The following is a 26,993-nucleotide window of genomic DNA, read 5'->3' on the forward strand; positions in this document are numbered from 1 at the left end:
CCGCACTAAGCGGGTGGGAAGGGTGAGGGCCGATGGCTCGCCGGGGTTTCACCAAAGTGAAACATCCGGCAGGATGGCGGCATGACCCCCGACCAGCTTACCGCCCAAGCCACCGCCATCCTCGCCGACCTGATCGCGATCGACACCACGTCGCGCGAATCGAATCTGGCGCTGATCGCCTATGTCGAGCGGCATCTGGCCGGGATCGGGGTCACCGGCCGGCGCGTGTTCAACGATGACGGTACCAAGGCCAATTTCTACGCGACCATCGGCCCGATGGAACGCGGCGGCGTCGTGCTGTCGGGGCATAGCGATGTCGTGCCGGTCGATGGCCAGCCCTGGACCAGCGACCCCTGGCGGCTGACCCGGCGCGGCGATCGACTGTTCGGGCGGGGCACCTGCGACATGAAGGGGTTCCTGGCACTGTCGCTGGCGGTCGCGCCGCATGTCGCGCGGCAGGGGGCGGCCCGGCCGCTCCATCTGGCCTTTTCCTATGACGAGGAGGTCGGCTGTCTCGGCGCGCCGTCGATGATCGCCGAGATCGCGCGCGAGGTGCCGCCGCCCGCCGCCGTCGTGGTGGGCGAGCCGACCGAGATGGTGGTGGTCAGCGGGCATAAGGGCATCGCCACCTGGATCGTGACGGTGACGGGGCATGAGGCGCATTCCAGCCTGACCCATCTGGGCGTATCGGCCAATATGATCGCGGTGCGGCTGATGCAGCAGCTGGCCGACATCGCCGATCGTCTGACGGGGGAGGGCGATCCGCACAGCCCCTTCTGCCCGCATCACGCGACGCTGACGATCGGGCAGGTCCATGGCGGCACCGCCGTCAACATCCTGGCGCGCGAGTGCCGCTTCGCCTTCGACCTGCGCACGCTGCCGGGGCAGGAGCCGGAGGCGCTGCTCACCCCCTTCTTCACGGCCTGCGCGGAGGCGGACGCCATGATGTCCGCGCGCTTCCCCGGGGCGGGCGTGCGGGTCGAGCGCCGCTCGCGCACCCCGTCCTTCGCGCCCGAGGCGGATGGCGTGGCGGAGCGGCTGGCGCGCGGCTGGGCGGGGGATAACGGACCGGCGCGGGCGGTGCCCTATGCGGCGGAGGCCGGGCAGTTCCAGGGCGCGGGTTTCTCGACGATCATCTGCGGCCCCGGCTCGATCGCCCAGGCGCATCAGCCGGACGAATATATCGAGATCGCTCAAATGGAGCGGGGCGCGGCCTTCATGCTGCGGCTGGCAGATGATCTGGTCCGGTAACGGACGTAAAAATCAATCGGGTCGAGGGGGCGGCGAAGCGCGAGGCGCTTGGACATCGTCTGTCCCAGCCGCCTCGCGCCCATAACCTAAGTTTACCAGGGGCGAATGGATTCGCCGTAGATCAGCGCGAGAATGAAGTTCAGCATGGAATTTCTCCCTTGTTAGCGCCCCGTTGAGCGCGAAAAGATAGTTAATGGGAAATTAACCATATCGCAATGGAGTGCCTGCGATCGGGCCAACGGTTTGTCGCAAGGCGAGAAACGGGGTTAACACCTTGTTTAATGATCGCGCCTAGACTGGAGGTGTGAACGACAAGCTTCCCCGATCTGCGCCCGGCATCGCGCCCCCTGTCGGCACCGATCCTCGTGCCGTGGCGGAGGATGTGGCGTGGCAGTTCCTGATCCTGGTCGCGATCGGCAATTTCGCGGTGCTGCGTCGCCAGATCGGTCGTGCGCACGGGGCCTTGCTGGCCGATGCGGTCGCGGCGCGGGTGGCCGGGCTGTTCCCCGATGCGCTGGTGCGCTCGACCAGCACCACCCAGATCGAGATCATGATGCTGGCGCCCAAGCGGACGGACATGGATGTCCATCTCGCGCTGCTCGCCACGGCGCTGGCGCGGCCCTTCACGATTGCGGGACAGGAATGTCGGATCGAGCCGGTGCTGGGCGCCGCGACTGCCTCCCGCCCGCACGAAGACGATATTCGCCTGCTGGAGGAAGCCGAGCAGGCGCTGGCCGATGCGCATATCGAATGTCGCTCGGTAGTGCGCGACCTGACGATCCGGGTCGATCGGCTCGACCGCATCACCCTGGCGCGCGAGCTGACCCAGGCGGTCGCGGGCGATGCGCTGTTCGTCGAATATCAGCCCAAGGTGCATGTCCGCCAGCAGCGCGTGTGCAGCATCGAGGCGCTGCTGCGCTGGCGCCACCCTGTGCACGGCCTGATCTCGCCGGCCGAGTTCATTCCGGTGGCCGAGGAGTCGCGGATCATCGCGCCGCTGACGCTGTGGACCATCCGCCGGGTGATCGCCGACCAGCGTCGACTGAGCGCGTCGGGGCATGATCAGCGCATCTTCATCAATATTTCGGGCATTCTGCTGGGCGACGAGGATTTCGTTCGTCAGGCCTGCGCGCTGGTGACCGAGAGCGGCGCCAGCGTCGGGTTCGAGATCACCGAAACCTCCGTCATCCGCGATCCCGAAAGCGCGATCGCCAATCTCCAGACCTTTGTCGATATCGGCATCGCGCTGGCCATCGACGATTATGGCGCGGGCCTGTCCTCGCTCTCCTATCTGAAGCAGCTGCCGGCCTGCGAGCTGAAGATCGATAAGCTGTTCATCACCCAGCTGACCAGTTCCAACCGCGATCCCCTGATCGTCCGGTCGACCATCGATCTGGCGCATGCGCTGGAGATGGAAGTGGTCGCCGAGGGGGTCGAGACGCCCGACGTGCTCGCGCTGCTGACGGTGATGGGGTGCGACATGGTCCAGGGCTATCTGATCAGCCGGCCGATCGGCTTCGAGGCATTGTGCCGGTTCCTCGACGAACAGGCGCATCAGGCGGTGATCGCGCGGACCACCCCGCTGTCGCTGGGGCGCCTCGTCGCTCATGCGCGCGCTTAGGATCGCGATCGTCGCCCTGGCCTTGCTGATCGCGGGCGCCGAGGCGCGGGCATCCCGGTCCTCCGCCTTCGACACCGCGATCGGCGCGGCCAAGGCGGAGATGCTGCGCGATCCGGCGCGCACCATCGACTATGCGAATCAGGCGAGGCGGGCGGCCTCCGCCATGCCGGCGGACCCCGCGCGGCAAATGGCGCTGGCCACGGTCGACTGGTTGGAGGGTGAGGCCAATATCCGCCTCAATCAGCCGGATCGGGCTGAGGCGGCGATCGCCCGCGCCCTGCCGGTCGCGCGGCGACTGGCGCCGCGATCGGATCTGTACGGCAATCTGCTGCTGTCGCGCGGCGGGCTGGAGCGTGATCGGGGCAATATCGCCGGCGTGCTCGATGCCTATCAGTCGGCATATCGCGTTTTCCAGCGCCTGAACGACTCCCGTGGGCAGGCACGCGCGCTGCTGCAGATCGCCGACCTGTACAACGACGCCAAGGATTTCACCTCGGCGCTGCACTATCTGGAACTGGCCGATGCGACCTATCGCGGTGACGACAGCTTTCGACTCGCCATTCTGAACAACCGTGCCCTGACGCTGAGCGGTATGGGGCGGACCGGGGATGCGCTGACGCAGTTCCGCAGCGCGCTTCGCCTCGCCCAGCGGATCGGCAGCGCGCCGCTTCAGGCGCTGATCTGGCGCAATATCGCGCGCGGCGAGCTGCGACAGGGGCGGGTCGCCGCCGCCGAGATCGCGATCGACAGGGCGCGCCGGCTCGATACCGATGGCGACCCCGCCGATCACCGCGCGTTGCTGAGCATCGCGGCGCAGGCGGCGTTCCAGCGCGGGCAGAGGGTGGGGGCGGTGCAGGCGATCGACCGCAGCTTCGCCGGCATGGACCTGACGGCCACCCCGGTGTCGCTGCGCGATGCGCATGAAAGCGCCTATCACATCTATGTCGCCAGCGGCCGCACGGCGGACGCGCTGCGGCATCTTCAGGCGCTGAAGCGGATCGATGACGAGTCGACCCGGCTGGCGACCTCGACCAATTTGGCGCTGATGAGCGCGCGGTTCGACTTCGCCAATCAGGAACTGCGTATCGCGCGGATGAAGGCGGCCGATCTGCAACGCAACATCGCCTTCGAGCGCCGGCAGTTGCGTACCCAGCGGCTGATCATGATCGGGTCGGTCGCGGCGATCATCATCGTGCTGGGGCTGCTCGGCATCTGGCTGCTGACGCTGGGGCGCAGCCGCAACCGGATACGCGCCGCGCATGGCGATCTGGCGATCACCAACGACCGGCTGGAAAAGGCGCTGGCGGTCAAGACCGAGTTCCTCGCGACGACCAGCCACGAGATTCGCACGCCGCTGAACGGTATTCTCGGCATGACCCAGGTGATGCTCGCCGACACGAGCCTGCCGCCCGCCACGCGCGAGCGGGTGGAAGTGATGCACGGCGCGGGCCTGACCATGCGCGCGCTGGTCGATGATCTGCTCGACGTGGCCAAGATCGAACATGGCCAATTGACCCTGGAGCAAACCTCGTTCGACCTTGCCGCCACCATTCGCGAGGCGTCGCGGCTGTGGGAGGATCAGGCGGCGGCGCGGGGGATCGGCTTTGCCGTCGACCTGGGCGATTGCCCCGCGATCGTGACGGGTGACCCCGCGCGTATCCGCCAGATCGTCTTCAACCTGTTGTCCAATGCCTTGAAATTCACACGCGAGGGCAGGGTGACGCTGGCCGTCCGCCGCCAGGCCGGGGGCATCGCCATCGAGGTCCGCGATACCGGCATCGGCATCCCGGCGGAAAAGCTGGAGGAGATCTTCGAGGCGTTTCGTCAGGCCGATGCCAGCACGACGCGCCAGTTCGGCGGCACCGGACTGGGCCTGGCCATTTGCCGGCGGCTCGCGCGGGCGATGGGCGGCGACGTGACGGTGGACAGCGAAATGGGGCGGGGCGCGCGCTTCACCCTGACCCTGCCGCTGGTCGAGGAGGCCGCCGCCGCCGACGCGCCGGAACGGCCCTTGCTGCTGGTCGTCGATCGCAATCCCATCCGGCGGGCGATGTGGACCAAGCTGGCCTCGCCTTATGCGCGCGTGGTCTTTGCCGGTTCGCCGGACGAGGCGGCGGCGCGACTGGGGGAGGGCGACGTCGCGCAATTGCTGATCGACGACAGCGCGGTCCGGGACGAGGGCACCGCGCCGATCGTGCGAATTCGGGCGGCCATGCCCCGGCCGCTTCCGGTCGCGCTGCTCTGGCCGAAGGACGAGCCGCCCGCCGGGAACGATTTTATCGGCGCGGAATTGATCAATGTTATCACGAAGCCTGTCGCAGGAGGCGAGGTGATGCGCATGATATTCGACCCCTCGCCGCAATCCGACCAACGCCCACTTGTAACGCAAGCGGCATGACCGTTAGGGCGAATTCATGATCGCGCTCGAAACGCCACGCCCCCCCAGCCAGAGGGGAGGGCGATGAACGTCCTCTTCATCGAGGATGATCGCATGAACCGGCGGGTGGTGCGCGACATGCTCGACGTCGCGGGCGCCACCATGGCCGAGGCGGAGAGCGCCGAGATCGGTCTGGAGATGATCGATCGCGACACCTATCACATGATCCTGATCGACCTGCGCATGCCGGGCATGGATGGCATCACCGCGATCCGTCACATCCGTGCGCGCGGCGACGCCAAGGCGGAACTGCCGATCATCGTGGTCACCGCCGACAGCGGCGTCGACCTGCGCGAACGCTGTCTGGCGGCGGGTGCCGACGACGTCATCGTCAAGCCGGTCGCGATGGACCAGCTGTTCGAGGCGATGGGCCGTATCCTGGCGGGCGATCGCGGCGGATCGATGATCGCCTGATCACCCCGCCTCGGGCGGGGTGCGCAGCGCCTCGGCCAGCGACGCGGTGGCGCTGCCGCGTTTGGCGGGCACGGGCTGCGACGGGTCGGGGGCCCAGCCGGTCAGAAAGACCAGGTTGAACTGCTCCGCCGTCCGGCCGTCGTCGTCCGCCATGCCGGCAAAGGCCGACGCCGCCATGGCGAGCGCGGTCCGCGCGATCGGCCGCCGCTCGGCCAGCAGATTGCTCGCCCCCATGCCGCGCAGATCGCCCAGCAATCGCCCGAAATCGCGGTAGCGCACGTCCAGCGTCTCTATGTCCGCGACCGGCAGGGTGAAGCCCGCGCGCATCAGCAGATCGCCCGCCGAGCGCACATCGACCTGCGGATGCAGCCGCGCCACCGGCCGCTCGGCCTCCGCCTGGCGCAGCGCGGCGCGCAGGCGGGGCAGCGAACCGCCGCCGACGAACGCGCCCAGGAACAGCCCGTCGGGACGCAGCACACGCCGGATCAGCGTCAGCGCGCCGGGCAGGTCGTCGATCTGGTCGAGCACGCCGATGCTGACCACCAGGTCGAAGCTGCGATCGGCGAAGGGCAGGCGATCCTCGTCCGCCTGGACGCCGTGCGCGGCGCGCGCGAACGCGAAACCCGGATCGACCCGCGCCACCCGCGCACCCGGCGGGGGCAGGAAGGCGCCGTCGAAACAACCCAGGTCGAGCACGTCGTGGAACGGCCGGGTCACCGCGTCCAGCCGCTCGGCAATGCCGTCGAGCATCGCGGCGCGCAGGAAATCATGCTCGGCATAATTGGGCTGGGCGCGGTCGCGACGTAGGCGGCGCGCGGATCGGTCGAAGATGGCGGGTGCGGTCATGGCGGGGGCAGTCACGGGGCGCTTGTGCGCGCTTGTGGGATCGGGAACAAGTCGCTCCATGGGGCGGGGCATATGAACGGACCGGGATTTGCGGCGGGCTGGGGCGGAGCGCTGCGGGCCGTGCCGCGCGTCGTCACTGACTGGGCGCTGCCGCCGCGTTGCCCCGGATGCGGCGAGCCGGTCGAGGCGGATCACCATTTCTGTGCCGCCTGTTGGGGCGGGCTGCGCTTTCTGGACGCATCGGGCTGTCCCGGCTGCGGCCTGCCCGGCGAGCGTTCGCGCTGTGGACGCTGTCTGGCCGATCCGCCGGTCCATGCCGGCATCCATGCCGCCGTCGCCTATGGCCCGATCGCGCGCGAATTGCCGATCCGGTTGAAGCATGGCGGGCGGATCGGCGTGGCCGACACCATGGCGGGGCCGATGGTGCGGCGGATGCCGGGCGATGCCGAGCTGCTCGTGCCGGTGCCACTCCACCGCTGGCGGTTGTGGCGGCGCGGCTTCAACCAGGCGGTGCTGATCGCCGCCGCCGTTTCGCGGCGGAGCGAGGTGCCGGTCGCCCGCGATGCGCTCGTCCGGGTAAAGCCGACGCCGCTGCTGCGTGGTCTGTCCCCGCGTCAGCGTCGGGCGGCGGTGGCGTCGGCCTTTCGGGTGCGCGACCGCGCGGCGGTGGCGGGGCGGCGCGTGGTGCTGGTCGACGATGTCTATACCACCGGCGCGACCGCGACGGCCTGTGTCCGGGCGCTGCTGCGCGCGGGCGCCACCTCGGTTGCGATCCTGTGCTGGGCGCGGGTGATCGACCGCGATGCGGGCGGCGGTGATTGACAAGCGGCCTCGTGCGACACACCTGACAGCCATGGCAAAGGTCGAAATCTACACCAAGGCGTTCTGCCCCTATTGCACCCGGGCCAAGGCGCTGCTCGCCTCCAAGGGCGTCGAGCCCGAGGAATATGACATCACCATGGGCGGGCCGAAGCGCGGCGAGATGATCGAGCGCGCCGGCGGGCGCACCACGGTGCCGCAGGTCTTTATCGACGGGCAGCATATCGGCGGCTCGGACGATCTGGCCGCGCTCGACAAGCGGGGAGGGCTCGACCCGCTCCTGTCGGCATGACCGACATCGCCGTCCTGCAGATGACGGCGGGCATCGATCCCGCCGCCAATGCTGACACGCTGGAGCAGGCGGTCGCCGAGGCCAGGGCGCGCGGTGCGGCGATGCTGTTCACGCCCGAAATGTCCGGGCTGATCGATCGGGATCGCGCGCGTGCGGCGGACAAGCTGATGCCCGAGGATGAGGACCTCGTCCTGCGGCGCGTCCGGGCGGCGGCGGCCGAGCATGGCCTGTGGGTGCATATCGGCTCGCTGGCGATCCGGCGGGCGGATGGGCGCTTGGCCAACCGCGCCTATGTGATCGACGATCGCGGCGACATCCGTGCGCGCTATGACAAGATGCATCTGTTCGACGTCGATCTGCCCAGCGGCGAGAGCTGGCGCGAGTCCGCATCCTATGCGCCCGGCGAACAGGCGGTGGTGGTCGACACGCCGGTCGGGCGGCTGGGGCTGGCCATTTGTTACGACCTGCGCTTCCCGGCGCTGTTCGCCGCGCTGACCGAGGCGGGGGCGACGATCCTGTCGGTGCCCGCCGCCTTTACCCGGCCGACCGGCGCGGCGCACTGGCATGTGCTGCTGCGCGCACGGGCGATCGAGGCGGGAGTGCATCTGGTCGCGCCTGCGCAGACCGGCGACCATCAGGATGGCCGCGCCACCTATGGCCATTCGCTCGTCGTGGGGCCCTGGGGCGAGGTGCTGCTGGATATGGGCGAGGCGGTCGGCCTCGGCCTTGCGACTATCGACGCAGGTCAGGTCGAGGCGGTGCGCGCGCGGCTGCCCGCCATCCGCCATCGCCGCACGATCGGACCGGTGGCGCGGGCATGATCGTCTTCGACCTGCGCTGCACCAGCGGCCATGTGTTCGAGGCGTGGTTCGCCTCCTCGGCCGCCTATGCCGAACAGCGCGAGGGCGGGCGGGTCGAATGTCCGATGTGCGGCGACCGCCGGATCGAAAAGGCGGTGATGGCCCCGCAGATCGGCGCCAAGAGCAACAGCAAGCCCGACATGGCCTCGCCGCAGGCGATCAAGGCCGCGCTGGAGCAGCTGGCGCAGGCCCAGGCCAAGGCGCTGGAGACATCGACCTGGGTCGGCACCGCGTTCGCCGACCGCGCCCGCGCGATGCATGAGGGCGACGCGCCCGTGACCCAGATCCACGGCCAGGCCAGCCTGGCGGAGGCCAAGGCGCTGGTCGAGGACGGCGTCCCCGTCGCGCCGCTGCCCTTCCCCGTGGTGCCGCCCAAGCTGGCGAACTGAAACACCGAACCACTCTGGACCGCATGCCGCGTCCCGGTTATCACCGCCCCCGTGCGCGGCCCCGTAGCTCAGCAGGATAGAGCATCAGATTCCTAATCTGAGGGCCACTGGTTCGAATCCAGTCGGGGTCACCACGCAAAGCCTCTGAAAAATCCGTCGAACGCCGGAGTCGTTGCGGCCCTCCCGCCGCAGGCCCGCAAGAGTTCGGCGCTCGCCATCGATAAATATTGCCATGATTTGAAGGGACTTCGGCTCTTTTCGTAAGGCATGATTCCGTCCGTCGTCCGGCCTCGACCCCAGCTAACGTGATTTAAACGCCCCTAATCCATGTTTGATGCCATTCCAGGGGTGGGGTTGAGTCGATGAAGAATCTGAAGATCAGCAAAAAATTATGTGTCGCCTTCGGTATCCTCGCGGCGGCGCTGATCGCGACCATGTTACTGTCACTGGCCGCGCAGCAGCATTTGAACAGCGTGGCGGAAAATCTGGGGCGTGCGCGTCGGGAGAAGCTAGTCGCGATCGCATCGATCAATACCGCGACGTCCGATTTCCGCGCCGCACAGGGCGTGAGCATTCTCGCGGTCGATTCCGCCATGCGCAGCCGCGCTTTGCAGGATGCCCGGACCAGTCTGGCGGAAATCAACCGTCATATCGATTATCTGGAAAAGACACTGACCGCGCCCAAGGCGATCGCGCTGTTCAAACAATTCCGGCAGGACTGGAGCGCGTTCGTCGACACGGCGCGCCAGACGCTTGTCCTGACGGGCCAGGGCGCGATCCCGGCGGCTACCGCCAATTTTCGCATGGGTCAGGCCCAGTATGACAAAAGCAACGTCCTGATCGAGGATATGCAGGCTGCGCAGATCGAGCTGATGGAAAGCGAAATGGTGCAGGCGACCCGGGATTATATCTGGTCGCGCAACATCTCCATCGGGATTGCGATTGCGGTGCTGGCGCTGACCGGTTTCATGCTGATGTCACTGATCCGGGGCATCGCCCACCCGCTTGCGGCGATGACGGCGGCGATGCGTCGGCTGGCCGGCGGGGACTTGGAGGCCCAGGTCGCCGTCGATCCTCGCCGGGACGAAGTGGGGCAGTTGGCTGAGGCGATGGTCTCGTTTCGCGATCAGCTGGCGGGTGCCGAGCGTGCCAAGGCGGAGCAGACCCGCCTGATCGTCGACAGCGTCGGCAACGGGCTGGACGCGCTGGCGCAGGGCGATCTGACCGCACGGATCGATGCCGAGCTGACCGGTCCGTTCGAAAAGCTGAAGCACGACTTCAACAAAGCTATGGAAGCCGTCTCCGCCACGCTGTCCGCCGTCACCGCCAGTGCCCATGGCATCGGCAATGGCGCCAGCGATATTCGCCAGGCGTCCGACGATCTGTCCCGCCGTACCGAGCAACAGGCCGCCAGCTTGGAGGAAACCGCGGCCGCGATGCACGAAATCACCGAGACGGTGAACGAGACCGCCAGCAACGCGCGCCGGGCCAATGAGGTCGTTACCACCACGCGCGGCGACGCCGAGCAATCCTCGGACGTGGTGCGCCGCGCGGTCGAGGCGATGAACGGCATCGAACGGTCGTCGAGCGAGATTTCTGAGATCATCGCGGTGATCGACGGCATCGCCTTCCAGACCAATTTGCTGGCATTGAACGCAGGTGTCGAGGCGGCGCGTGCGGGCGATGCGGGCAAGGGTTTCGCCGTCGTCGCTTCCGAAGTCCGCGCGCTGGCGCAGCGTTCGGCCGATGCGGCCAAGGACGTGAAGGCCAAGATCAACGCCTCGACCGATCAGGTCGAGGCCGGGGTCGAGCTGGTCGGGCAGGCCGGGGCCGCGCTGACCCGCATCACGGGCCGCATCGGCGAGATTAATGTGCTGGTCTCCGACATCGCCTCGGCCGCCGCCCAGCAGGCGACCGGGCTTCGGCAGGTGAACACCGCCGTCTCGGAAATGGACGGCGTGACCCAGCAAAATGCGGCCATGGTCGAACAGGCGACGGCAGCCGCGCGCAGCCTGTCGGAGGAAACGGACAATATGACCCGGCAAGTGGCGCGGTTTCGCCTGAGCGACGGCGCCGTGTCCGCGCGCGCACCCGCGCCTATCCATCACTTGCCGGTGCATCAGGTGCAGGCCCGTGTGGCGCAGGCGGCTCCGCGAATCGCCGCCGCCCCGCGCGTCGCCCGCACGTCCAACGTGGCCGTCGCGGTCGATGACGGCGACTGGTCAGAGTTCTGACCGTACAAGCCGGCCTCAGGGTCAGACCGCCACCGTTCTCTCCTCGCCTCTAAGGGGAGGGGGGACCATCCCAAACATGGTGGACGGGTTTTCCAATCAGGGACGCGGTCTGATCTCTCGGACCGGGACAATTCTCCGCCACGGTCACAACATGGTGACCGTCGATCCCGGCGCTGGCGCTATCCCGGTTGTCTGGCGGAGCACCGTTTCTCAGCCGGATACCGCCGGGATCAGGCGTGTTCCGCCAGCGCCTTCAACTGATCCGCCGCCGTGCCCCAGCCTTTCTCGAAGCCCATGGCGCGATGCTGTTCCATCGCCTCACGGGTCCAGTGACGGGCGGTGCCGCGATAGAGCGTGCCGTCGCCATCCGGCTCGATTTCGAACAGCCCGACCATGAACGGGCCGGCGGGCTGCCAGTCGCCGGTAAAGGCATCGGTCATCACCAAGCGCCGATTGGGTTCGACGGCGAGCACGATGCCCTCGTTCGGCATCTCCTCGCCATTGGGGCCGTGCATCACGATCAGGCTGCGGCCGCCCGCATGCCATTCCAGCGTCCGCGCCTCGGCGCGCCAGGGGGCGGGGCAGAACCATTCCTCAAGGCGCGCGGTCATGACGTGCCAGACCCGTTCGACGGGGGCAGCGATCCGTCGCTCTACGCTGAGTTCGAAGCGCGCCTCGGCCATGATGTCGCTCCCCTATGGGCTTACGGGCCAGAGTAACGGCCCCGACTTCGGCGGGATAGCGATTTCAGGCGACGCGGCCGATCACGTGGCCGGCGCGGATCGCCTGTCCCTCCGCCAGCGTATCGGCCAGCCGCATCCCCCTGGGCAGGAACAGGATGATGGTCGAGCCATGTTCGAACCAGCCCATTTCCTCACCCTTGCCGATCCGCGCCGCACAGGGCGAGCGGCCGGGGCCGCGCTCACGCAAGGTGCGTTCGGTGTCGAGGCAGTGAAGCCGGATGCTCGCCACCAGGATCGCCGCCACCGGCACGATCAGCAGCGGCTGGCCGCCGATCAGCGTGCGCGCCTCGATCACCGCGCGCTCGTTGCGGCAGAAGAGCCGTTCGACCCGTTGGAGCGCGATCGGATTCACGTTCCAGCAGTCGCCCGAAACATAGGTCACGCCTTCGACCGCGAGGTCGGTCGGCGCATGGAAACGGTGATACATGCCCGCCGTCAGCCGCAGCGTGACGAACGATCCGTCGCGGAACCGCTCGACCAGCGCGGGGTCGGGGATCAGGTCCTGCAGCCGATAGGGAAAGCCCTTCACCTGATAGAGCCGGTCGTCCTCGATCCGGCCGTGCGCGCCGACCAGCGCGTCGCAAGGGCTGGCCAGCGTATCGGGATCGCCGTCGAACGCGCGCGCGCCGTCGCGCAGCGGGCGGACGAAGCCATCGCGCAAGGATTTGAACCGCGTCGTGCGCGCATCCGACAGGTCGACGCCGGCGAAGAATTTCCACAAGCCCAGGCTGGGCCGGGCGATCAGCGGATGCTCGATCCGCGCGATCCGGCCGACCAGCTTCGTCGCGAACCGACGCGGCAGGCGGTTGGTGACGAGGAAATTGATGTCCTCGTTCAGGAAGAACCGCATGATGGGTCCACGCATTGTCATGCCTCCGTCATGGGTACGCGGTCAAAGACCGCATGAACCCGATTCTCACTGGCCTGCTGGCCGCTTCCGCCGGTGCCGTCGCCCTGACGAAGGGGCATCGGCGACTGACCCTGTCGCGCGCCAAGCATCCTGGGCTGGGCGGCCATGTCCGCATGGCCAAGCGCATCGCCGGGCAGATCCCGTTCTACAGCTACGGTGAGGATCGATTCTTCCGTGTAGATGATGCGCCGGACGCGGTCGCCGCGCAGCGTCGCGCCGGATTCGATCGGCTGGGGGCGCTGTTCGCCGAGCGATATGCGAAGACGCTGGCGCTGACCCGCGAGACACGCTCCGGGCTGTCCGATCTGCAATTCACCGGCGCCTATCGCGTGCCGTTCCAGTTCCGCGAGAAGGTGCGCACGACGCTGGCGACGGGTGCCTTCTATCAGCGGTCGGAAGGGCCGATCCTGGTCGATCTGGACGGCAATAGGCTGATCGACCTGACCGGCTCCTATGGCGTCAATCTGTTCGGCAACGACTTCTACAAACAGACCATGGCCGAGGGCGCGGCGATGGTCGGCGAACTGGGCGGCGTGCTGGGGTCGTTCCATCCGGTCGTCGCCGACAATGTCCGCCGTCTGACCGCGCTGTCGGGGATGGACGAGGTGTCCTTCCACATGTCGGGGACCGAGGCGGTGATGCAGGCCGTACGGTTGGCGCGTTACCATACCAAGCGCCCGCGTCTGGTACGTTTCGCGGGGGCCTATCATGGCTGGTGGGGCGACGTGCAGCCAGGCATCGGCAACCCCGTGCCCGCCGACCGCACGCTGACGCTGGCCGACATGTCCGAGCGGACGCTGAAGGTGCTCGCCACCCGCAAGGACATCGCCTGCGTGCTGGTCAACCCGCTCCAGGCGATGCACCCCAATGGCTCGGCGCCTTCGGACGGGCAACTGGTCGATGGCGGGCGCAAGGCGGGGGCGGATCTGGCCGCCTATCGCGACTGGCTGCACCGGCTGGCGGATGTGTGCCGGGCGAACGGCATCGTCCTGATCTTCGACGAGGTGTTCATGGGTTTCCGCCTGGCCAAAGGCGGCATGCCGGAATATTTCGGGGTGAAGCCCGACCTCATCACCTATGGCAAGACGCTGGGCGGCGGGTTGCCGGTCGGCGTGCTCTGCGGCCCCGCGCATCTCATGAAGCGCTGGCGTGAGGATCGCCCGGTCGACATCTGCTTCGCGCGCGGCACGTTCAACTCGCATCCCATGGTCATGGGGGCGATGAACGCCTTCCTCCGACGGCTGGAGACGCCCGAGGTCGGCGCGCTGTACGAGGGGCTGGATGCACGCTGGGATGCCCGCGCCGCGATGTTCAACGCCCGCATGGCGGCGGCGGGGCTGCCTTTGTCGGTCGCGCATGTCCAGACGATCTGGACCATCCTCTACTCGGTCGCCTCGCCCTATAACTGGATGCTGCAATATTATCTCCGGACGAACGGCCTGGCGTTGAGTTGGGTCGGGACCGGGCGGCTGATCTTCAGCCTCGACATCGACGACACCCTGTTCGCCGATATTTGCGACCGCTTCGTTGCAGCGGGACAACAGATGCGTGACGATGGCTGGTGGTGGACGTCGCCGGACGCGCCAAAGGAGCTGAAGGCGGCGAACAAGGCGATCCGGCGGCGGATCTTGAAGGAGTCGCTGGCGGTCAGGTTGAGGCGGGGAGGGTAGGCATCTCCCGCTTTTTCTGCTCCCCCTCCCGCAGGCGGGAGGGGGTAGGGGGGAGGGCAGGGTGTCTCACCGAGCCTGTCTCTTGCGGCCTTCCCTCCCCCATCCCCTCCCGCCTGCGGGAGGGGAGCGGCAAGAGACGAGGGTTTGTTACAAAAGCGGGCGGCGGTCCTTTCGAACCGCCGCCCTGTCCATCAAACCCAGGCCACGCGTTACGCCGCCTTCAAATCCTCGAAATCATCGACATCGTGATGATCCATCCGCTCGCCCTTCATCAGGCGGCGCGGCGCGCTCTTGTACATCTTGAAGTCGTTGAACGGGTCGGTGACGATCTTCGTCGCCCAGACCAGGCCCGTTTCCAGATCGCGCTTCGCCCAGAGCTGCATGACGCGCACGAAGATCGCGCTGACGCCCAGGCCCAGCCAGCCGATGCCGACATGGCGCAGATAGCCCATGAAGCCATCGGGATATTCGAGGCTACCGAACAAAGTCGGCTGGAACAGCAGCACGACCGGGATCGCGGCCCAGATGCCCATCAGCACGTACTTGCGGTGCAGATTGTAGCCGACCTTGATCTCTTCCTTATGCTCATGCGTCGCCTTGTTCACATGGTCATAGCCCTTGGGCTCGAAGAAGAAATGCCCGGCCTGGCGGCTCGTCATCGCCACGCCCCAGGCGAGCAGGCTGGCGACCGCCGGGTCGATGAACAGCAGCACATAGGCGGTCAGGAAGGTGCAGGCGCTGACGAAGTGCAGGCTCTGGTTGACCAGGCTGTGATGATAGTAACGATGATCGTCCCACCGCTGTTCGGCGAGTTGCGCGCGAAAACCCGTCATTGGATTTGTCCTTGGAGGGAAGGCTGGCGCTTGGCGAAGCGGACCAGCGAGAAATGGCCGAGCGGGGGTAGGGGGCGGCTTTCGACCAGTTCCACGTCACCGCGCGTCGCCGCCCAATCCGTATAGCGCTCGAACGGGAAGTCGGTGCGGAACCCCAAGCGGCTGGTGATCGGCATCAGCGTCTTTTCGATCCGCCCGCGCAGGCCCTCGCCCGCGCCGACGCGCGTCGTGATGACGATCTCGCCACCCGGGCGGCAGATGCGCGCGAACTCGTCCAGCGCCTTTTCGGGATTGGGCACGGCGGTGATGACATATTGCGCGACCACCACGTCGAAGCTGTCATCGGCGAATTGCAGTGCCTCGGCATCGCCGTACGCGATCTGCTCGACATGGGTCAGCTTGCCGCTGCGCACCCGTTCGCGCGCCTTGTCGAGCATCGGCTCGGACAGGTCGACGCCGACGATGCGGTTTCGATTGGAATATTGGGGAAGCGAGATGCCGGTGCCGACCCCCACCTCGATGATCCGGCCGCCGATCCGCTCGGCGGCGACGATGGCGGCGGAGCGGCCTTTTTTGAAAACGGGTCCGAAGACCAAATCATAGACAGGCGACCAGCGGTCATAGGCCTTGGTGACGCTGGCGGTACTCATCTGCGTGGCCATCGAAGGGGCATCCCGTTGAACGACGATGCGGCCCCTGTTCGCAGCGGGCGGTGACAATTTGACGACAAATGCCGAGTCTCATGCGAATTTTTCGCAATTAAGAAACCGAACTGTCATGCGCATGGCATGAATATGTCGCAATGATCCTATAGTGGAGATGGTGACGAATATTATCCCGCCGTCCGGGCATCGGTGAAACATGTGTTTCACCGGGCCGGCAACGTCGGTTTTCGTCTTCGTGGTCTTTGTGTCTTATGAGAGCGAGCGCTATCAGGCGGCGAGCCGGGGCGCTGATCCCCGATGCGCCGGTGCGACAGACCGGTGCCCGCCGCCATGGTCGAATCGGCCGATCGTCTCCGCCATGCCGCTGGCCTCCATCGCGAGCTGCCGCGCGGCGGCGGTGGTTTCCTCGACCATCGCGGCGTTCTGCTGCGTCATCGAATCCATGTCACCGATCGCCAGGTTGATCTGTGAGAAGCCGGTCGCCTGTTGCTGGGCCGCGCCCGCGATGTCGGCGATCAGCCCGCTCATCTCGCGCACCTGCGCGGCGATGCGGTCGAGGGCCGAGCCGGCGGCATGGACATGCTCGACGCCCGCGCGCACCTGATCCGCCGAGGCACCGATGCGGCTCTTCACGTCCTTGGCCGCGTCGGCCGAACGCTGCGCCAGCGCGCGAACCTCGGAGGCGACGACGGCGAAGCCCTTGCCCGCATCCCCCGCACGCGCCGCTTCGACGCCCGCGTTCAGCGCCAGCAAATTGGTCTGGAAGGCGATGCCGTCGATCACCGCGATGATCTCGGAAATCTCGGCGGAGGTGCGCTCGATCCCTGCCATGGCGTCGATCGCGCGCTGCACCACCACGCTGCTCTCGGCGGCATTGGCCTGCGCGGAGGAGGCGACGCCCGCCGCCTTGGCACCGCTGACCGCCGATTGCTGTGCCGACACGTTGATCTCCTGCACGGCGGCGGCGGTTTCCTCGATCGAGGCGGCCTGCTGCTCGGTGCGCATCGACAGGTCGTCGGCCGCCCGGTGGATTTCGTCGGCCCCGCTGCGCACCCGCTGCGAGGCGGCGTCGATCTCGCCCATCGAGCTGTGTAGCATCGCGGCGGTGTCGTTGAAGCTGGCGCGCAGCGGCTCGTAATCGCTGCGGAAGGGCGTCTCGATGCGATAGGTCAGGTCGCCCGACGCGATGACCGCCATGCCGCTGCGCAGCGCGTCGACCACCTGCGCGGTCTCGTCCAGATTCTGGATGATGACCAGCAGGTCGTCGGGCCTCGTCACGGGTGCGGGGATCAGCGTCACCATCAGCCGCTGCTCCTCACCCTTGGGGGTGAGATTGATCCATTCGAACCGCGCCGATCCGTCACGCAGGCCCTGCTGCACCCGCTCCATGACGTGGACACCTGTCGGCCGGCCGTCTCCTTGGGTCGGGTGCGAAAAGGTCTGGGGATTATGGCCCAGGATCTCGGACCGGGGGCGGGCATAGATGATTTCGGCCGCCTTGTTGCAGGCGATGAAACGTCTCTCGGACAGAAGCAGGATGGCGTCCGGCGAACGCTCGAAAAGCGCGGAGGCCACCTGATCGTTCAGGCTGGTCGTCGGACGGTGTAACCACTTCATAACGGGGCCTCTTCCTCGTGAGGTGCGGTGCGTGTCGATCACGACCGGCCATAGCGTGGAGCGGTTAATTTAGGTTTAGAGGGGAGTCCTTAGGAAAACCCCGGCGCAACGGGGCTTTGCGTGGGCGAGGACGGACGATAAGCCGGCCGCTTCCCTCTGATCGGGCGATCGTCGATGCGTCGTTTCTGTGTTCCGCTGTTGATCCTGGGCGTGCTCGCCGGTTGTCAGCCCTCCTCACCCGATGACCGGTTGGCCAAGGCCGAGCAGCAGGAACGCTCGCGCCAGGAAAAGGCGGCGCGCGAGATGGTGGCGCAGACCGAGGATCAGGTCCGCGTCAGGATGCTGGAGCAGCGCGTGGCGGCCCTGGAGGCGCAGATCGCCATGATGCAGGGGGATCGCAAATTGCTGGATGCGAAACTGGTCGAGCAGCGGCTGAACCAGATCGAGGCGCAGAAACTGGGCGTGGAGCCATCGGTGCAGACGCCGGCGGCATCGCCCGCCGCGCCTGCGGGATCGACGAACAAAGCCCCGGCCTCGCCAAAGCCGCGTCCGTCGCCGTCACCCGCCGCGCGCAAACCGCTGGTCCTCGACCTGCGATAGCGCGCGAACGGGCGGGACCGCATCCCGGGCAAGGGCCGGGGATGCGGCGGGAAGGCTTACTTCTTCAGGTGCGCCGAGATGAACTTGTTCATCTCGAACATGGTGCACTTGTCCTTGCCGAACACCTTCTTCAGCTTGTCGTCGGCCAGGATTTCCCGCTTGTTTTCCGGGTTCTGCAGGTTGTTGGCCTTGATATAGTCCCACACCTTGCTGATGACCTGGCTGCGCGGCAGCTTCTCGTTGCCGACGATCGCGCCCAGTTCCTCGGACGGCTGGACCGGGGCGTGGATGCCGGTGCCCGTGGTTGCGGTGGCCATGTTATTCCTTCCTATAATCCTTCAGCGTCCCGGCCTGTCGGCGGGACGCGCGTGAATCACGCTTTCTTCAGCGCGTCCGCCTTGTGCGCCGCCTTTCCGCCGTTGTCACTCTCTACAATGTATTGCGGCTCGTCCTTCGACGCGCGGACCGTGTGACCCTTGATCTGGGTATCGCTGGTCTGCTTCTTCACGACCTTGCCCTCGGCCGTGCCGCCATGGCTGTTCCACTCGACATGATCGCCCTTCTTGAACTCGGTCATCGTCACTCTCCTGAGGTTTGGTCGCCATCAATCCGCCGGGGCGTTCGTTGGTTGCAACGCCCGGCCCGGCGGGGCATCAGGGCGGCCATCCAAGGAGACAGGAACCCATGAAGACCCGCGCCGCCGTCGCCTTCGAGGCCAAGAAGCCGCTCGAAATCGTCGAACTCGATCTGGAAGGCCCCAAGGCGGGTGAGGTCCTGGTCGAGATCATGGCGACCGGCATCTGCCATACCGATGCCTATACGCTGGACGGTCTGGACAGCGAGGGGATCTTCCCCAGCGTGCTGGGTCACGAAGGCTGCGGCATCGTGCGCGAGGTGGGCGCGGGCGTGACGTCCGTGGCGCCGGGCGACCACGTCATCCCGCTTTACACGCCGGAATGCCGCCAGTGTAAGTCGTGCCTGTCGGGCAAGACGAACCTGTGCACTGCGATCCGCGCTACGCAGGGCAAGGGGCTGATGCCCGACGGCACGACCCGGTTCAGCTACAAGGGGCAGCCGATCTTCCATTATATGGGCTGCTCGACCTTCTCGAACTTCACCGTCCTGCCAGAGATCGCGGTCGCGAAGATCCGTGAGGACGCGCCGTTCGACACCAGCTGCTATATCGGCTGCGGCGTGACGACGGGCGTGGGCGCGGTGGTCAACACCGCCAAGGTCCAGCCGGGCGAGAATATCGTCGTCTTCGGGCTGGGCGGCATCGGCCTGAACGTCATCCAGGGCGCCAAGCTGGCGGGCGCGGGCCGGATCATCGGCGTCGACATCAATCCTGATCGCGAGGAATGGGGCCGCCGCTTCGGCATGACCCACTTCCTCAATTCCAAGGGGCTGAGCCGCGAGGACACGATCGCGAAGGTCCTCGAACTGACCGATGGCGGCGCGGATTACAGCTTCGACGCGACGGGTAATACCGAGGTGATGCGTATCGCGCTGGAATCCTGCCATCGCGGCTGGGGCACGAGCATCATCATCGGCGTGGCCGAGGCGGGGAAGGAGATCAGCACACGGCCGTTCCAGCTGGTCACGGGCCGCAACTGGCGCGGCACCGCGTTCGGTGGCGCACGCGGGCGCACCGACACGCCCAAGATCGTCGACTGGTATATGAACGGCATGATCGAGATCGACCCGATGATCACCCACCGCCTGACGCTGGAGGAGATCAACAAGGGCTTCGACCTGATGCATGCGGGCGAGAGCATCCGCAGCGTGGTGATCTTCTGATGTTCAGCCACGTCATGCTGGGGGCCGATGACATCGATGCGGCCAAGCGCTTCTACGATGCGACTCTGGGCGTGCTGGGCGCGCCCGAGGGCGTGGTCGATTCTCTCGGGCGGCTGGTCTATAGCCATAACGGCGCGCGCTTCCTGATTTCCAAGCCGATCGATGGCGAGCCCGCGACCTACGCCAATGGCGCGACGCTGGGTTTCGCGATGGAATCGCCCGAACAGGCCGATGCCTGGCATGCGGCAGGCTTGGCAAACGGCGGCACCGCGATCGAAAACCCGCCCGGCATCCGCAACGTGCCCGTCGGCAAGGTCTATCTGGCCTATTTGCGCGACCCGACCGGCAACAAGCTGTGCGCGCGGCATCTGGTGGAGGCGAACTGATGTATACGCATGTCATGGTCGGATCGAACGACATCGCGCGGTCCAAGGCCTTTTATGACGCGCTGTTCGGCGCGCTGGGCGGCGAGCCGGGGATGCAGATGGGCGACCGTCTGCTCTACCGGCACAATGGCGCGGCCTTCATGGTGACGCGTCCGATCGATGGCGAGGCCGCGACCTTCGCCAATGGCGGGACGATCGGGCTGGGCGCGGCCGATCCGGCGCAGCTCGATGCCGCGCATGCGGCGGGCGTGGCACATGGCGGCACCGCGATCGAAGCGCCGGTGGGCGAGCGGCAGACGCCGATGGGCGCGGCCTATCTCGGCTATCTGCGTGACCCGGACGGCAACAAGCTGTGCCTCGGCTGTCGCCTGCCGAAAGCGTGAGCAACGACTATATCCTGACGCTGGCGTGCCAGGACCGGGTCGGCATCGTCGCCGCCGTGTCCGGCGCGCTGGCGGGGATCGACGGGTTCATCCTCGACAGCCAGCAATATGCCGATCTGGAGACGGGGCGCTTCTTCCTGCGCATCGTCTTCACCGGGCAGGGGGCGCGGTTCCCTGCCTCGGTCGAGGGGGTGCGCGCGGCCTTGGCGGAACCGGCGGCGCGGTTCGGTTTCGACTGGCATGTCGCCCCCGCCACCGAGCGGCCCCGGATGCTGATCGCGGTGTCGAAGGGCTCGCATTGCCTGAACGATCTGCTCCATCGCTGGCGGACCAACACGCTGCCGGTCGAGATCGTCGGCGTCGTCTCCAACCATGACAGCTTGCGCCCGCTGGTCGAGTGGCATGGCCTGCCCTGGAATCACCTGCCGGTCGACAACAGCAACCGTGCCGAACAGGAAGCGGCGATGCTCGACCTGATGGAGAGCACCCGCGCCGATTATCTGGTCCTCGCCCGCTATATGCAGGTGCTGGGCGAGCGGCTGGTCGCCGCGCTGCCGGGACGGTGCATCAACATCCATCACAGCTTCCTGCCCGGCTTCAAGGGCGCGCAGCCCTATCACCGCGCCCATGCGCGCGGGGTGAAGCTGATCGGCGCGACCGCGCATTTCGTGACCGCCGACCTCGACGAAGGGCCGATCATCGAACAGGCGGTCGAACGGGTCGATCACCGCGCCAGCGTCGACGACCTCATCCGCATCGGCCGCGACATCGAGGCGCAGGTGCTGGCCCGCGCCGTCGCCTGGGTGGGCGAGCGGCGGGTGTTCCTCAATGACAACCGGACGGTGGTGTTCCGATGACGATCGAGACGATGTCGACTTCGAAAGCGCATGGCGGCGTGCAGGGCGTCTATGCGCATGACAGCGCGGCGACGGGGACACGTATGACCTTCTCGGTCTTCGTGCCCGAGCATGACGAGGGCGAGAAACTGCCCGTCCTCTGGTATCTGTCGGGCCTGACCTGCACCCATGCCAATGTCACCGACAAGGGCGAGTTTCGGGGGCCTTGCGCCGAGCACCGGGTGATCTTCATCGCGCCCGACACCTCGCCGCGCGGGGAGGGCGTGGCCAATGACGACGCCTATGACATGGGGCAGGGGGCGGGCTTCTATGTCGATGCGACAGAGGAGCCCTGGGCAAAGCATTTCCGGATGCGCAGCTATATCGAGCAGGAACTGCCCGCGCTGATCGCCGAGCATTTTCCCATGGCGGACATGGACGCGCAAGGAATCACCGGTCATTCGATGGGCGGGCACGGGGCGCTGACCATCGGTCTGCGCAACCCGGACCGCTTCCGCAGCGTGTCGGCCTTCGCTCCCATCGTTGCGCCGTCTCAAGTGCCGTGGGGTGAAAAGGCGCTGGGCGGTTATCTTGGGCCGGACCGCGCGGCATGGCGACAGGCGGATGCGGTGGCGCTGATCGAGGACGGCGCGCGGGTGCCCGACCTGCTGGTCGATCAGGGCGATGCCGACCAGTTCCTGACCGAGCAACTCCGCCCCGAATTGCTGGCCGAGGCGTGCGAGAAGGCGGGGATCGTTCTGACCCTGCGGATGCAGCCGGGGTATGATCACAGCTATAACTTCATCTCCACCTTCATGGCCGACCATGTGGTGTGGGCGGCGGAGCGGTTGCGGCCGTAATTGCTGCCCACCGGGCCAAGCGTCGCTCCCTCCGTTCAGCCTGAGCGCAGTCGAAGGCCAAGGGAATACGCCTGGGCTCAGCCCTTATAGCATGGCCTTCGACTTCGCTCAGGCCGAACGGGGCGGGGGCGAAGGCCGGGCGTGGGACACAATGCGAAGCCGCACTGAACCCGAAATCGTGATATGGGTTAAGGTGTTGCCCGTTTTGCACCCCGGCAATCGATACGCTATCGCACCGGCTTTGACGTGAAGGACATGATATGAGCTGCGCGCATGGCGATCCGGAGGATGGCGACCTGATCGGTCAGGACGGCAAGATCGCTGTGCCCGATCATGTCGCCGACGCGATCCGTACGCTCATCGCCTGGGCCGGCGACGATCCCACGCGCGAAGGGTTGATCGACACGCCCAAGCGCGTCGCGCGGGCCTGGCGCGAATATTGCGCCGGCTATGGCGACGATCCCGCCGTGCACCTGTCGCGGGTGTTCGAGGAGGTCGGCGGCTATGACGAGATCGTGCTGCTGAAGGACATCCCCTTCCAATCGCATTGCGAACATCACATGGCCCCGATCACCGGGCGCGCGCATATCGCCTATCTGCCGCGCAACCATGTCGTCGGCATCTCCAAGCTTGCGCGCGTGCTGCATGGTTTCGCGCGCCGCTTGCAGGTGCAGGAGCGACTGACCGCCGAGGTGGCCGACTGTATCTGGGAGAATCTGAAGCCGCTGGGCGTCGCGGTGGTGATCGAGGCGACGCATGGCTGCATGACCTCGCGCGGGGTGCGCACGCCGGGCGTGTCGATGGTGACCAGCCGGATGATGGGTGTGTTCCGCGACGATGATCGCAGCCGCAAGGAAGTCCTGTCGCTGATGGGCATGGCCGGATGATCCGCCGCACCGTCCTGGTGACCGGCGCGGCCAAGCGGCTGGGCGCGGCGATCGCGCGCCGGCTGGTCGCGGACGGGCACCGGGTGGTGATCCATTATAACGGCTCGGTCGAGGAGGCGGCGGCACTGGCGGCGGAGCTGGATGCGCCGACGGTGCAGGGTGACCTGTCCGAGCTGGGCGACATCGATGCGCTGTTCACGCGCGCCCAGGAAGCGGCTGGTGGGCCGATCGACGGGCTGGTCAACTCCGCTTCGGCGTTCGCGTTCGACCGGCCGCCGCAAACGGATGCGGGCCTGATGGCGAAGCTCTACGCCATCAACGCCGCCGCGCCTGCCTTGCTGGCGTCGGCGCTCGCGCGGCAGGACGATGTGGCGGACGGTGCGGTGATCGACATCCTCGACCAGAAGCTCGCCAATCCGAACCCCGATTTCTTCGCCTATAGCTGCGCCAAGTTCGCGCTGGCGGGGGCGAACACGATGCTGGCGCAAGGTTTGGGGCCACGCATCGCGGTGAACGCGGTCGCGCCGGGCCTCACTTTGCAAAGCGGCGACCAGTCCGACGAAGAGTTCGCCGCCGCCTCGACCAAGAACCTGCTCGGCCGCCCGATCGGGGCGGACGCGGTGGCGGAGGCGGTGGCCTTCCTGCTGACCGCGCGGGGTATTGCCGGGCAGACGCTCTATGTCGATTGCGGGCAGCGCTTCTGCCGCCGTGACGGCGATGTAATGTTCGAGGGGCGGGAATGAGCGCGACCTATACGATATTGCTCGAGGACCTGCGTCTGGCGATGCGCCTCGGCATCCACCCCCACGAAGCCGAACCACAGCCGATCAGCCTTTCGGTCGCGATGACCGTCACCTATCCCGCTGCCCCCAGCGCCGACCGGATCGACGAGGTGCTGGATTACGACTTCTTGCGCGACGGCATATTGGCGATGGCGCAAGGACCCGGCTTCGCGCTCCAGGAAAGCCTGTGCGAAGCGGTGGCGGCCCTGTGCCTCACCGATCCGCGCGTGGAGATGGTGACGGTCCGGTCGATGAAGACCGGCATCTACCCCGACGCGCGGGTCGGGTGTGAGATACGCCGCGCGCGCTAGCAGCAATCGGCATTCCTCCCCTGCAAGGGGAGGTGGCAGGCCGAAGGCCTGACGGAGGGGTGTCATCCCATGAGAGATGAGGCTGTCATCGCAGCCGGTGACACCCCTCCACCACCTTCGCTGGTCCCCGGAGGTGAGGAATGGTTCCATCGCATGGCGGTGGTCCAGCGCTGTCATCAAATTATCACCGGACTGTCATCAATCTGTTGCGAACCGGCCGGGGGCTGGCCTAAGCCGCCGCAAACAGGGCGGAACCAGCATGGTGATGAAGTCGAGACCCCATCGTGCCCGCTACGGGCTGGCCGCCACCATCGCGCTGGCGATCTACCCGGTGCCGGCCGCCGCGCAGACGGTGCAGGAGCTGCAACGTCAGATCGATGAGCTGAAGGCGCAGATCAAGGCGCTGACCGACGCGCAAAAGGGGGCCGTCACCGTCGCGGCACCGGCGATCCCGCCCGCCGCCCCGGCCGCTCCTGCAGCCCCGCCGCAACTGGCGGCGACCACGCCCCCGGCCAGCGCCCCGGCACCGCGCATCGCCGCCGCCAAGCCTCCATCCGCCCGCGCGCCCTGGTATGAACGGTTCCGCCTGCGCGGCTATACGCAGCTGCGCTATAATGCCGTGCTGGACGAGGACGGCCCGCCGTCCGACACCGGATCGCGTCTGCGCTCGGTGCATGACAGTTCGATCAACGAGGATGGCGGCTTCCTGCTGCGCCGCGTCCGGCTGGTGCTGCAAGGCGACATCACCGACCGGCTGCAACTCTATTTCCAGCACGACTTCGGCACGGCGGTGAACAACCAGTCGAGTGCGGAGCGGCGCGAGAATTTCGGCCAGCTGCGCGACGTCTATGTCGACTGGTTCCTCGATCCCGAGCGCCGCCTGCGGCTGCGCTTCGGCCAGTCCAAGGTGCCGTTCGGATGGGAGAATCTGCAATCCTCGTCCAACCGCGTGCCGTTCGACCGGTCCGATGCGATGAACAGCGGCGTGCCGGGCGAGCGCGATGTCGGGATGAACCTCTATTACACCCCCGACCGCGTCCAGGCAATCTGGGACCGGTTGACCAAGGCCAAGCAGAAGCTGTTCGGCAATTACGGCGCGTTCGGACTGTCGGTCTATAACGGGCAGGGGACCAACCGGACCGAGCGCAATCCGACGGTGATGAAGGTCGCGATGGCGACCTGGCCGATCGAACTCGATCGCCTGGGTCCCTTGTTCCGGGGGCAGGTGCTGGAGGTCGGCGGGTCGGCGCTGTTCAACCGTTTCCGCCCCGAACTGCGCAGCGGCGGGGTCAGCACACAAAGCTATCGCGACGAACGCGTCGGTTTCCACGCCATCCTCTATCCGCAGCCCTTCGGCATCCAGACCGAATGGACCAGCGGCTATGGTCCGCAGTTCGACAGCGATCTGCGCATGGTGCGATCGTCGCCGCTGGGCGGCGGCTATGTCCAGCTGATGGGCAATCTGGGCCGGACCCCGGTCGGCCGCGCCATCCCCTATGTCCGCTGGCAGCGCTATCGCGGCGGGTGGAAGGCCAATGCCGACGCGCCCCGGCTCGAAACCGACGAATGGGAGGCCGGCGTCGAGCTGCAACTGGTCGAGGCGCTGGAACTGACGCTCGCCTATGCCCGGATGGAACGACGCGAGGCGGATTCGCGACGGACCGGCCGCGCGACCGGTGACCTGATCCGCACCCAGCTGCAATTCACCTATTGAGGATCAGCCGCCGCCCCGGGTGGTGAAGTCGATGCGGATGCGTACCCATTCGCCGACCATTTCCTTGCCGCCGATGCGCGGCGCGCGGACGCGGAATTGCCACGCCGCCTCGCGCATCGAGCGGGCGAGGCCCGAACCGGCGGGGGACTCGCCCAGGATCTGGCAATTCTCGACCCGGTAATCGGCTATGGTCCGGCATGCGATGAGCGCCCAGCTGCCCGGCGGCGGCGGGTTGCGCAGATAGCCGCGCAGTTCGGCATCGCTGGGCGGGCGCGGATACCATTGCGCGTTGTAGAGGCGCTTGCCGCCGGGGCCTTCGCCGGGACCATAGGCCGAGGCGGTATCCTCGCCGCGATCGTCGCCCTCGCTCGACCCGACGCCCTTGCCCGATCCCTTGGGCAGGGCGGCGATGTTGCCCGCATCGAACAGCGACTTGTCGCCCCATTGCCAGGCCGGGGTCGGCGTTGTCTCTGCCGGCTTCTCGGTCGGAGGCGTCGGCGTGTCGGGCTGCTTCTCGGTAGCGGGCGCCTTCGACCCGCCGGCGGCGGTGGGCTTGCGGGTCACGGTGCGCGTCTTGGGCACCGGCGCGCCGGCATTCTCGTTCGAGGGGGAGACCGAAAAGGTGCTGAGCGAAGGCGATTTGTCTGGTGCGATCAGCTTGGGCGCCAGGTGCAGCAACAGCCAGGCGAGCAGCAGATGCGCGAGGATCGTCAGCGTCAGCGAGGCACCGCGCTCGCGCAACTGGTCGCGGTATCGCTCGGGTATGAGGCTCCAGAGCGACGACGGAGGGGAGGCAGGGGTGTCGAGGCTCATGATGGAAACACCATAAGCCGGGA

At 67.0% G+C, this 26,993-nt stretch carries 29 protein-coding genes and 1 tRNA gene; 21 read left to right on the forward strand and 9 right to left on the reverse strand.

All coding sequences use genetic code 11. From position 1 onward, the window contains the following. Nucleotides 1-81: 81 nt before the first annotated feature. The 4 genes from argE (at nt 82) to ACQHGV_RS03160 (ending at nt 5,723) form a co-directional block, all read left to right on the forward strand. Nucleotides 82-1,251, forward strand: coding sequence for an acetylornithine deacetylase (gene argE / locus ACQHGV_RS03145; protein ID WP_440979397.1), 1,170 nt, complete (start codon nt 82-84; stop codon nt 1,249-1,251). A gap of 304 nt (nt 1,252-1,555) precedes the next feature. Continuing rightward, the gene (locus ACQHGV_RS03150; RefSeq protein ID WP_183952842.1) at nt 1,556-2,872 is read left to right on the forward strand and encodes an EAL domain-containing protein; all 1,317 of its coding nucleotides are present in this window, start codon (nt 1,556-1,558) and stop codon (nt 2,870-2,872) included. Beyond that, the gene (locus ACQHGV_RS03155; RefSeq protein WP_440979398.1) at nt 2,859-5,270 is read left to right on the forward strand and encodes a tetratricopeptide repeat-containing sensor histidine kinase; all 2,412 of its coding nucleotides are present in this window, start codon (nt 2,859-2,861) and stop codon (nt 5,268-5,270) included. Before ACQHGV_RS03150 ends, ACQHGV_RS03155 begins: the two co-directional genes overlap by 14 nt. Nucleotides 5,271-5,333: 63 nt before the next feature. Then, nucleotides 5,334-5,723, forward strand: a complete 390-nt coding sequence (locus ACQHGV_RS03160; RefSeq protein WP_183952840.1) for a response regulator — start codon at nt 5,334-5,336, stop codon at nt 5,721-5,723. Here ACQHGV_RS03160 and ACQHGV_RS03165 read toward each other — a convergent pair whose 3' ends face one another. Beyond that, complete coding sequence (locus ACQHGV_RS03165) at nt 5,724-6,569, reverse strand: class I SAM-dependent methyltransferase (RefSeq protein ID WP_440980119.1); 846 nt, start codon at nt 6,567-6,569, stop codon at nt 5,724-5,726. It lies immediately after the preceding gene. Between the two features lie 72 nt (nt 6,570-6,641). Here ACQHGV_RS03165 and ACQHGV_RS03170 point away from each other — a divergent pair, with 72 nt between their 5' ends. From ACQHGV_RS03170 to ACQHGV_RS03195, 6 genes are all read left to right on the forward strand, one after another. Next, a complete protein-coding gene (locus ACQHGV_RS03170; protein ID WP_440979399.1) occupies nt 6,642-7,391 on the forward strand; it encodes a ComF family protein in 750 nt (249 codons plus the stop codon). Nucleotides 7,392-7,422: 31 nt separating this feature from the next. Further along, the gene (gene grxC, locus ACQHGV_RS03175) at nt 7,423-7,680 is read left to right on the forward strand and encodes a glutaredoxin 3 (protein ID WP_183952837.1); all 258 of its coding nucleotides are present in this window, start codon (nt 7,423-7,425) and stop codon (nt 7,678-7,680) included. After that, nucleotides 7,677-8,501 carry a carbon-nitrogen hydrolase family protein gene (locus tag ACQHGV_RS03180; RefSeq protein WP_440979400.1) on the forward strand — a complete coding sequence of 275 codons (825 nt, stop codon included), beginning with the start codon at nt 7,677-7,679 and terminating at the stop codon, nt 8,499-8,501. The genes grxC and ACQHGV_RS03180 overlap by 4 nt, the downstream gene beginning before the upstream one ends. Then, on the forward strand, nt 8,498-8,929 hold the full coding sequence (locus ACQHGV_RS03185; RefSeq protein WP_409790235.1) for a DUF1178 family protein: 432 nt from the start codon (nt 8,498-8,500) through the stop codon (nt 8,927-8,929). The genes ACQHGV_RS03180 and ACQHGV_RS03185 overlap by 4 nt, the downstream gene beginning before the upstream one ends. Before the next feature lie 57 nt (nt 8,930-8,986). After that, nucleotides 8,987-9,063: transfer RNA gene (locus tag ACQHGV_RS03190), tRNA-Arg, on the forward strand. 228 nt (nt 9,064-9,291) lie between these two features. Further along, nucleotides 9,292-11,163, forward strand: a complete 1,872-nt coding sequence (locus ACQHGV_RS03195) for a methyl-accepting chemotaxis protein (RefSeq protein WP_440979401.1) — start codon at nt 9,292-9,294, stop codon at nt 11,161-11,163. Nucleotides 11,164-11,393: 230 nt separating this feature from the next. Here ACQHGV_RS03195 and ACQHGV_RS03200 read toward each other — a convergent pair whose 3' ends face one another. Next, nucleotides 11,394-11,846 carry an SRPBCC domain-containing protein gene (locus ACQHGV_RS03200; protein WP_440979402.1) on the reverse strand — a complete coding sequence of 151 codons (453 nt, stop codon included), beginning with the start codon at nt 11,844-11,846 and terminating at the stop codon, nt 11,394-11,396. A 64-nt stretch (nt 11,847-11,910) separates the two neighbouring features. Beyond that, entirely contained in the window at nt 11,911-12,771 is an 861-nt protein-coding gene (asd, locus tag ACQHGV_RS03205; RefSeq protein WP_440979403.1) for an archaetidylserine decarboxylase, read from the reverse strand. 38 nt (nt 12,772-12,809) lie between these two features. On the opposite strand from asd, the gene ACQHGV_RS03210 reads away from it, so the two are divergent. Further along, nucleotides 12,810-14,486 (forward strand): aminotransferase class III-fold pyridoxal phosphate-dependent enzyme, encoded by a 1,677-nt coding sequence (locus ACQHGV_RS03210; RefSeq protein WP_440979404.1) that lies wholly within the window; start codon nt 12,810-12,812, stop codon nt 14,484-14,486. 209 nt (nt 14,487-14,695) lie between these two features. Here the strand turns inward: ACQHGV_RS03210 and ACQHGV_RS03215 are convergent, their stop codons facing one another. The 3 genes from ACQHGV_RS03215 to ACQHGV_RS03225 form a co-directional block, all read right to left on the reverse strand. Beyond that, nucleotides 14,696-15,319: a hypothetical protein gene (locus ACQHGV_RS03215; protein WP_440979405.1), complete on the reverse strand. Its 624-nt coding sequence runs from the start codon at nt 15,317-15,319 to the stop codon at nt 14,696-14,698. Next, a complete protein-coding gene (locus tag ACQHGV_RS03220) occupies nt 15,316-15,981 on the reverse strand; it encodes a class I SAM-dependent methyltransferase (RefSeq protein ID WP_440979406.1) in 666 nt (221 codons plus the stop codon). The genes ACQHGV_RS03215 and ACQHGV_RS03220 overlap by 4 nt, the downstream gene beginning before the upstream one ends. A 270-nt stretch (nt 15,982-16,251) precedes the next feature. Continuing rightward, complete coding sequence (locus tag ACQHGV_RS03225) at nt 16,252-17,601, reverse strand: methyl-accepting chemotaxis protein (protein ID WP_440979407.1); 1,350 nt, start codon at nt 17,599-17,601, stop codon at nt 16,252-16,254. Between the two features lie 174 nt (nt 17,602-17,775). On the opposite strand from ACQHGV_RS03225, the gene ACQHGV_RS03230 reads away from it, so the two are divergent. After that, a complete protein-coding gene (locus tag ACQHGV_RS03230) occupies nt 17,776-18,201 on the forward strand; it encodes a hypothetical protein (RefSeq protein ID WP_440979408.1) in 426 nt (141 codons plus the stop codon). Nucleotides 18,202-18,257: 56 nt separating this feature from the next. Here ACQHGV_RS03230 and ACQHGV_RS03235 read toward each other — a convergent pair whose 3' ends face one another. Then, entirely contained in the window at nt 18,258-18,518 is a 261-nt protein-coding gene (locus tag ACQHGV_RS03235; protein ID WP_007405135.1) for an SWIB/MDM2 domain-containing protein, read from the reverse strand. A 56-nt stretch (nt 18,519-18,574) separates the two neighbouring features. Further along, nucleotides 18,575-18,778 carry a DUF2945 domain-containing protein gene (locus ACQHGV_RS03240; RefSeq protein ID WP_183952827.1) on the reverse strand — a complete coding sequence of 68 codons (204 nt, stop codon included), beginning with the start codon at nt 18,776-18,778 and terminating at the stop codon, nt 18,575-18,577. 107 nt (nt 18,779-18,885) lie between these two features. Here ACQHGV_RS03240 and ACQHGV_RS03245 point away from each other — a divergent pair, with 107 nt between their 5' ends. From ACQHGV_RS03245 to ACQHGV_RS03285, 9 genes are all read left to right on the forward strand, one after another. Further along, complete coding sequence (locus ACQHGV_RS03245) at nt 18,886-19,998, forward strand: S-(hydroxymethyl)glutathione dehydrogenase/class III alcohol dehydrogenase (protein WP_440979409.1); 1,113 nt, start codon at nt 18,886-18,888, stop codon at nt 19,996-19,998. Continuing rightward, nucleotides 19,998-20,384, forward strand: coding sequence for a VOC family protein (locus ACQHGV_RS03250; protein ID WP_440979410.1), 387 nt, complete (start codon nt 19,998-20,000; stop codon nt 20,382-20,384). The genes ACQHGV_RS03245 and ACQHGV_RS03250 overlap by 1 nt, the downstream gene beginning before the upstream one ends. Beyond that, nucleotides 20,384-20,767: a VOC family protein gene (locus ACQHGV_RS03255; protein WP_183952824.1), complete on the forward strand. Its 384-nt coding sequence runs from the start codon at nt 20,384-20,386 to the stop codon at nt 20,765-20,767. The genes ACQHGV_RS03250 and ACQHGV_RS03255 overlap by 1 nt, the downstream gene beginning before the upstream one ends. Then, the gene (gene purU / locus ACQHGV_RS03260; RefSeq protein WP_440979411.1) at nt 20,764-21,624 is read left to right on the forward strand and encodes a formyltetrahydrofolate deformylase; all 861 of its coding nucleotides are present in this window, start codon (nt 20,764-20,766) and stop codon (nt 21,622-21,624) included. The genes ACQHGV_RS03255 and purU overlap by 4 nt, the downstream gene beginning before the upstream one ends. Then, the gene (gene fghA, locus ACQHGV_RS03265) at nt 21,621-22,463 is read left to right on the forward strand and encodes an S-formylglutathione hydrolase (RefSeq protein ID WP_440979412.1); all 843 of its coding nucleotides are present in this window, start codon (nt 21,621-21,623) and stop codon (nt 22,461-22,463) included. Before purU ends, fghA begins: the two co-directional genes overlap by 4 nt. Nucleotides 22,464-22,723: 260 nt before the next feature. Then, nucleotides 22,724-23,350: a GTP cyclohydrolase I FolE gene (gene folE / locus ACQHGV_RS03270; RefSeq protein ID WP_183952822.1), complete on the forward strand. Its 627-nt coding sequence runs from the start codon at nt 22,724-22,726 to the stop codon at nt 23,348-23,350. Further along, a complete protein-coding gene (locus ACQHGV_RS03275) occupies nt 23,347-24,093 on the forward strand; it encodes an SDR family oxidoreductase (RefSeq protein WP_440979413.1) in 747 nt (248 codons plus the stop codon). The genes folE and ACQHGV_RS03275 overlap by 4 nt, the downstream gene beginning before the upstream one ends. After that, nucleotides 24,090-24,443 carry a dihydroneopterin aldolase gene (locus ACQHGV_RS03280; RefSeq protein ID WP_183952820.1) on the forward strand — a complete coding sequence of 118 codons (354 nt, stop codon included), beginning with the start codon at nt 24,090-24,092 and terminating at the stop codon, nt 24,441-24,443. Before ACQHGV_RS03275 ends, ACQHGV_RS03280 begins: the two co-directional genes overlap by 4 nt. A 265-nt stretch (nt 24,444-24,708) precedes the next feature. Then, entirely contained in the window at nt 24,709-26,157 is a 1,449-nt protein-coding gene (locus ACQHGV_RS03285; protein ID WP_440979414.1) for a porin, read from the forward strand. Nucleotides 26,158-26,160: 3 nt separating this feature from the next. Here the strand turns inward: ACQHGV_RS03285 and ACQHGV_RS03290 are convergent, their stop codons facing one another. Then, entirely contained in the window at nt 26,161-26,970 is an 810-nt protein-coding gene (locus ACQHGV_RS03290; RefSeq protein WP_440979415.1) for a hypothetical protein, read from the reverse strand. Nucleotides 26,971-26,993 lie beyond the last annotated feature (23 nt).

It is taken from the genome of Sphingomonas pseudosanguinis (assembly GCF_052056765.1).
In the GTDB taxonomy this organism is placed as follows: domain Bacteria; phylum Pseudomonadota; class Alphaproteobacteria; order Sphingomonadales; family Sphingomonadaceae; genus Sphingomonas; species Sphingomonas pseudosanguinis.

Bases quoted from the DNA above. Each gene is read 5' to 3' on its own strand.
- argE (WP_440979397.1), top strand. From the start codon at position 82: ATGACCCCCGACCAGCTTACCGCCCAAGCCACCGCCATCCTCGCCGAC.
- ACQHGV_RS03155 (WP_440979398.1), top strand. From the start codon at position 2,859: ATGCGCGCGCTTAGGATCGCGATCGTCGCCCTGGCCTTGCTGATCGCG.
- ACQHGV_RS03160 (WP_183952840.1), top strand. From the start codon at position 5,334: ATGAACGTCCTCTTCATCGAGGATGATCGCATGAACCGGCGGGTGGTG.
- ACQHGV_RS03165 (WP_440980119.1), bottom strand. From the start codon at position 6,569: ATGACCGCACCCGCCATCTTCGACCGATCCGCGCGCCGCCTACGTCGC.
- ACQHGV_RS03170 (WP_440979399.1), top strand. From the start codon at position 6,642: ATGAACGGACCGGGATTTGCGGCGGGCTGGGGCGGAGCGCTGCGGGCC.
- grxC (WP_183952837.1), top strand. From the start codon at position 7,423: ATGGCAAAGGTCGAAATCTACACCAAGGCGTTCTGCCCCTATTGCACC.
- ACQHGV_RS03180 (WP_440979400.1), top strand. From the start codon at position 7,677: ATGACCGACATCGCCGTCCTGCAGATGACGGCGGGCATCGATCCCGCC.
- ACQHGV_RS03185 (WP_409790235.1), top strand. From the start codon at position 8,498: ATGATCGTCTTCGACCTGCGCTGCACCAGCGGCCATGTGTTCGAGGCG.
- ACQHGV_RS03195 (WP_440979401.1), top strand. From the start codon at position 9,292: ATGAAGAATCTGAAGATCAGCAAAAAATTATGTGTCGCCTTCGGTATC.
- ACQHGV_RS03200 (WP_440979402.1), bottom strand. From the start codon at position 11,846: ATGGCCGAGGCGCGCTTCGAACTCAGCGTAGAGCGACGGATCGCTGCC.
- asd (WP_440979403.1), bottom strand. From the start codon at position 12,771: ATGCGTGGACCCATCATGCGGTTCTTCCTGAACGAGGACATCAATTTC.
- ACQHGV_RS03210 (WP_440979404.1), top strand. From the start codon at position 12,810: ATGAACCCGATTCTCACTGGCCTGCTGGCCGCTTCCGCCGGTGCCGTC.
- ACQHGV_RS03215 (WP_440979405.1), bottom strand. From the start codon at position 15,319: ATGACGGGTTTTCGCGCGCAACTCGCCGAACAGCGGTGGGACGATCAT.
- ACQHGV_RS03220 (WP_440979406.1), bottom strand. From the start codon at position 15,981: ATGGCCACGCAGATGAGTACCGCCAGCGTCACCAAGGCCTATGACCGC.
- ACQHGV_RS03225 (WP_440979407.1), bottom strand. From the start codon at position 17,601: ATGAAGTGGTTACACCGTCCGACGACCAGCCTGAACGATCAGGTGGCC.
- ACQHGV_RS03230 (WP_440979408.1), top strand. From the start codon at position 17,776: ATGCGTCGTTTCTGTGTTCCGCTGTTGATCCTGGGCGTGCTCGCCGGT.
- ACQHGV_RS03235 (WP_007405135.1), bottom strand. From the start codon at position 18,518: ATGGCCACCGCAACCACGGGCACCGGCATCCACGCCCCGGTCCAGCCG.
- ACQHGV_RS03240 (WP_183952827.1), bottom strand. From the start codon at position 18,778: ATGACCGAGTTCAAGAAGGGCGATCATGTCGAGTGGAACAGCCATGGC.
- ACQHGV_RS03245 (WP_440979409.1), top strand. From the start codon at position 18,886: ATGAAGACCCGCGCCGCCGTCGCCTTCGAGGCCAAGAAGCCGCTCGAA.
- ACQHGV_RS03250 (WP_440979410.1), top strand. From the start codon at position 19,998: ATGTTCAGCCACGTCATGCTGGGGGCCGATGACATCGATGCGGCCAAG.
- ACQHGV_RS03255 (WP_183952824.1), top strand. From the start codon at position 20,384: ATGTATACGCATGTCATGGTCGGATCGAACGACATCGCGCGGTCCAAG.
- fghA (WP_440979412.1), top strand. From the start codon at position 21,621: ATGACGATCGAGACGATGTCGACTTCGAAAGCGCATGGCGGCGTGCAG.
- folE (WP_183952822.1), top strand. From the start codon at position 22,724: ATGAGCTGCGCGCATGGCGATCCGGAGGATGGCGACCTGATCGGTCAG.
- ACQHGV_RS03275 (WP_440979413.1), top strand. From the start codon at position 23,347: ATGATCCGCCGCACCGTCCTGGTGACCGGCGCGGCCAAGCGGCTGGGC.
- ACQHGV_RS03280 (WP_183952820.1), top strand. From the start codon at position 24,090: ATGAGCGCGACCTATACGATATTGCTCGAGGACCTGCGTCTGGCGATG.
- ACQHGV_RS03285 (WP_440979414.1), top strand. From the start codon at position 24,709: ATGAAGTCGAGACCCCATCGTGCCCGCTACGGGCTGGCCGCCACCATC.
- ACQHGV_RS03290 (WP_440979415.1), bottom strand. From the start codon at position 26,970: ATGAGCCTCGACACCCCTGCCTCCCCTCCGTCGTCGCTCTGGAGCCTC.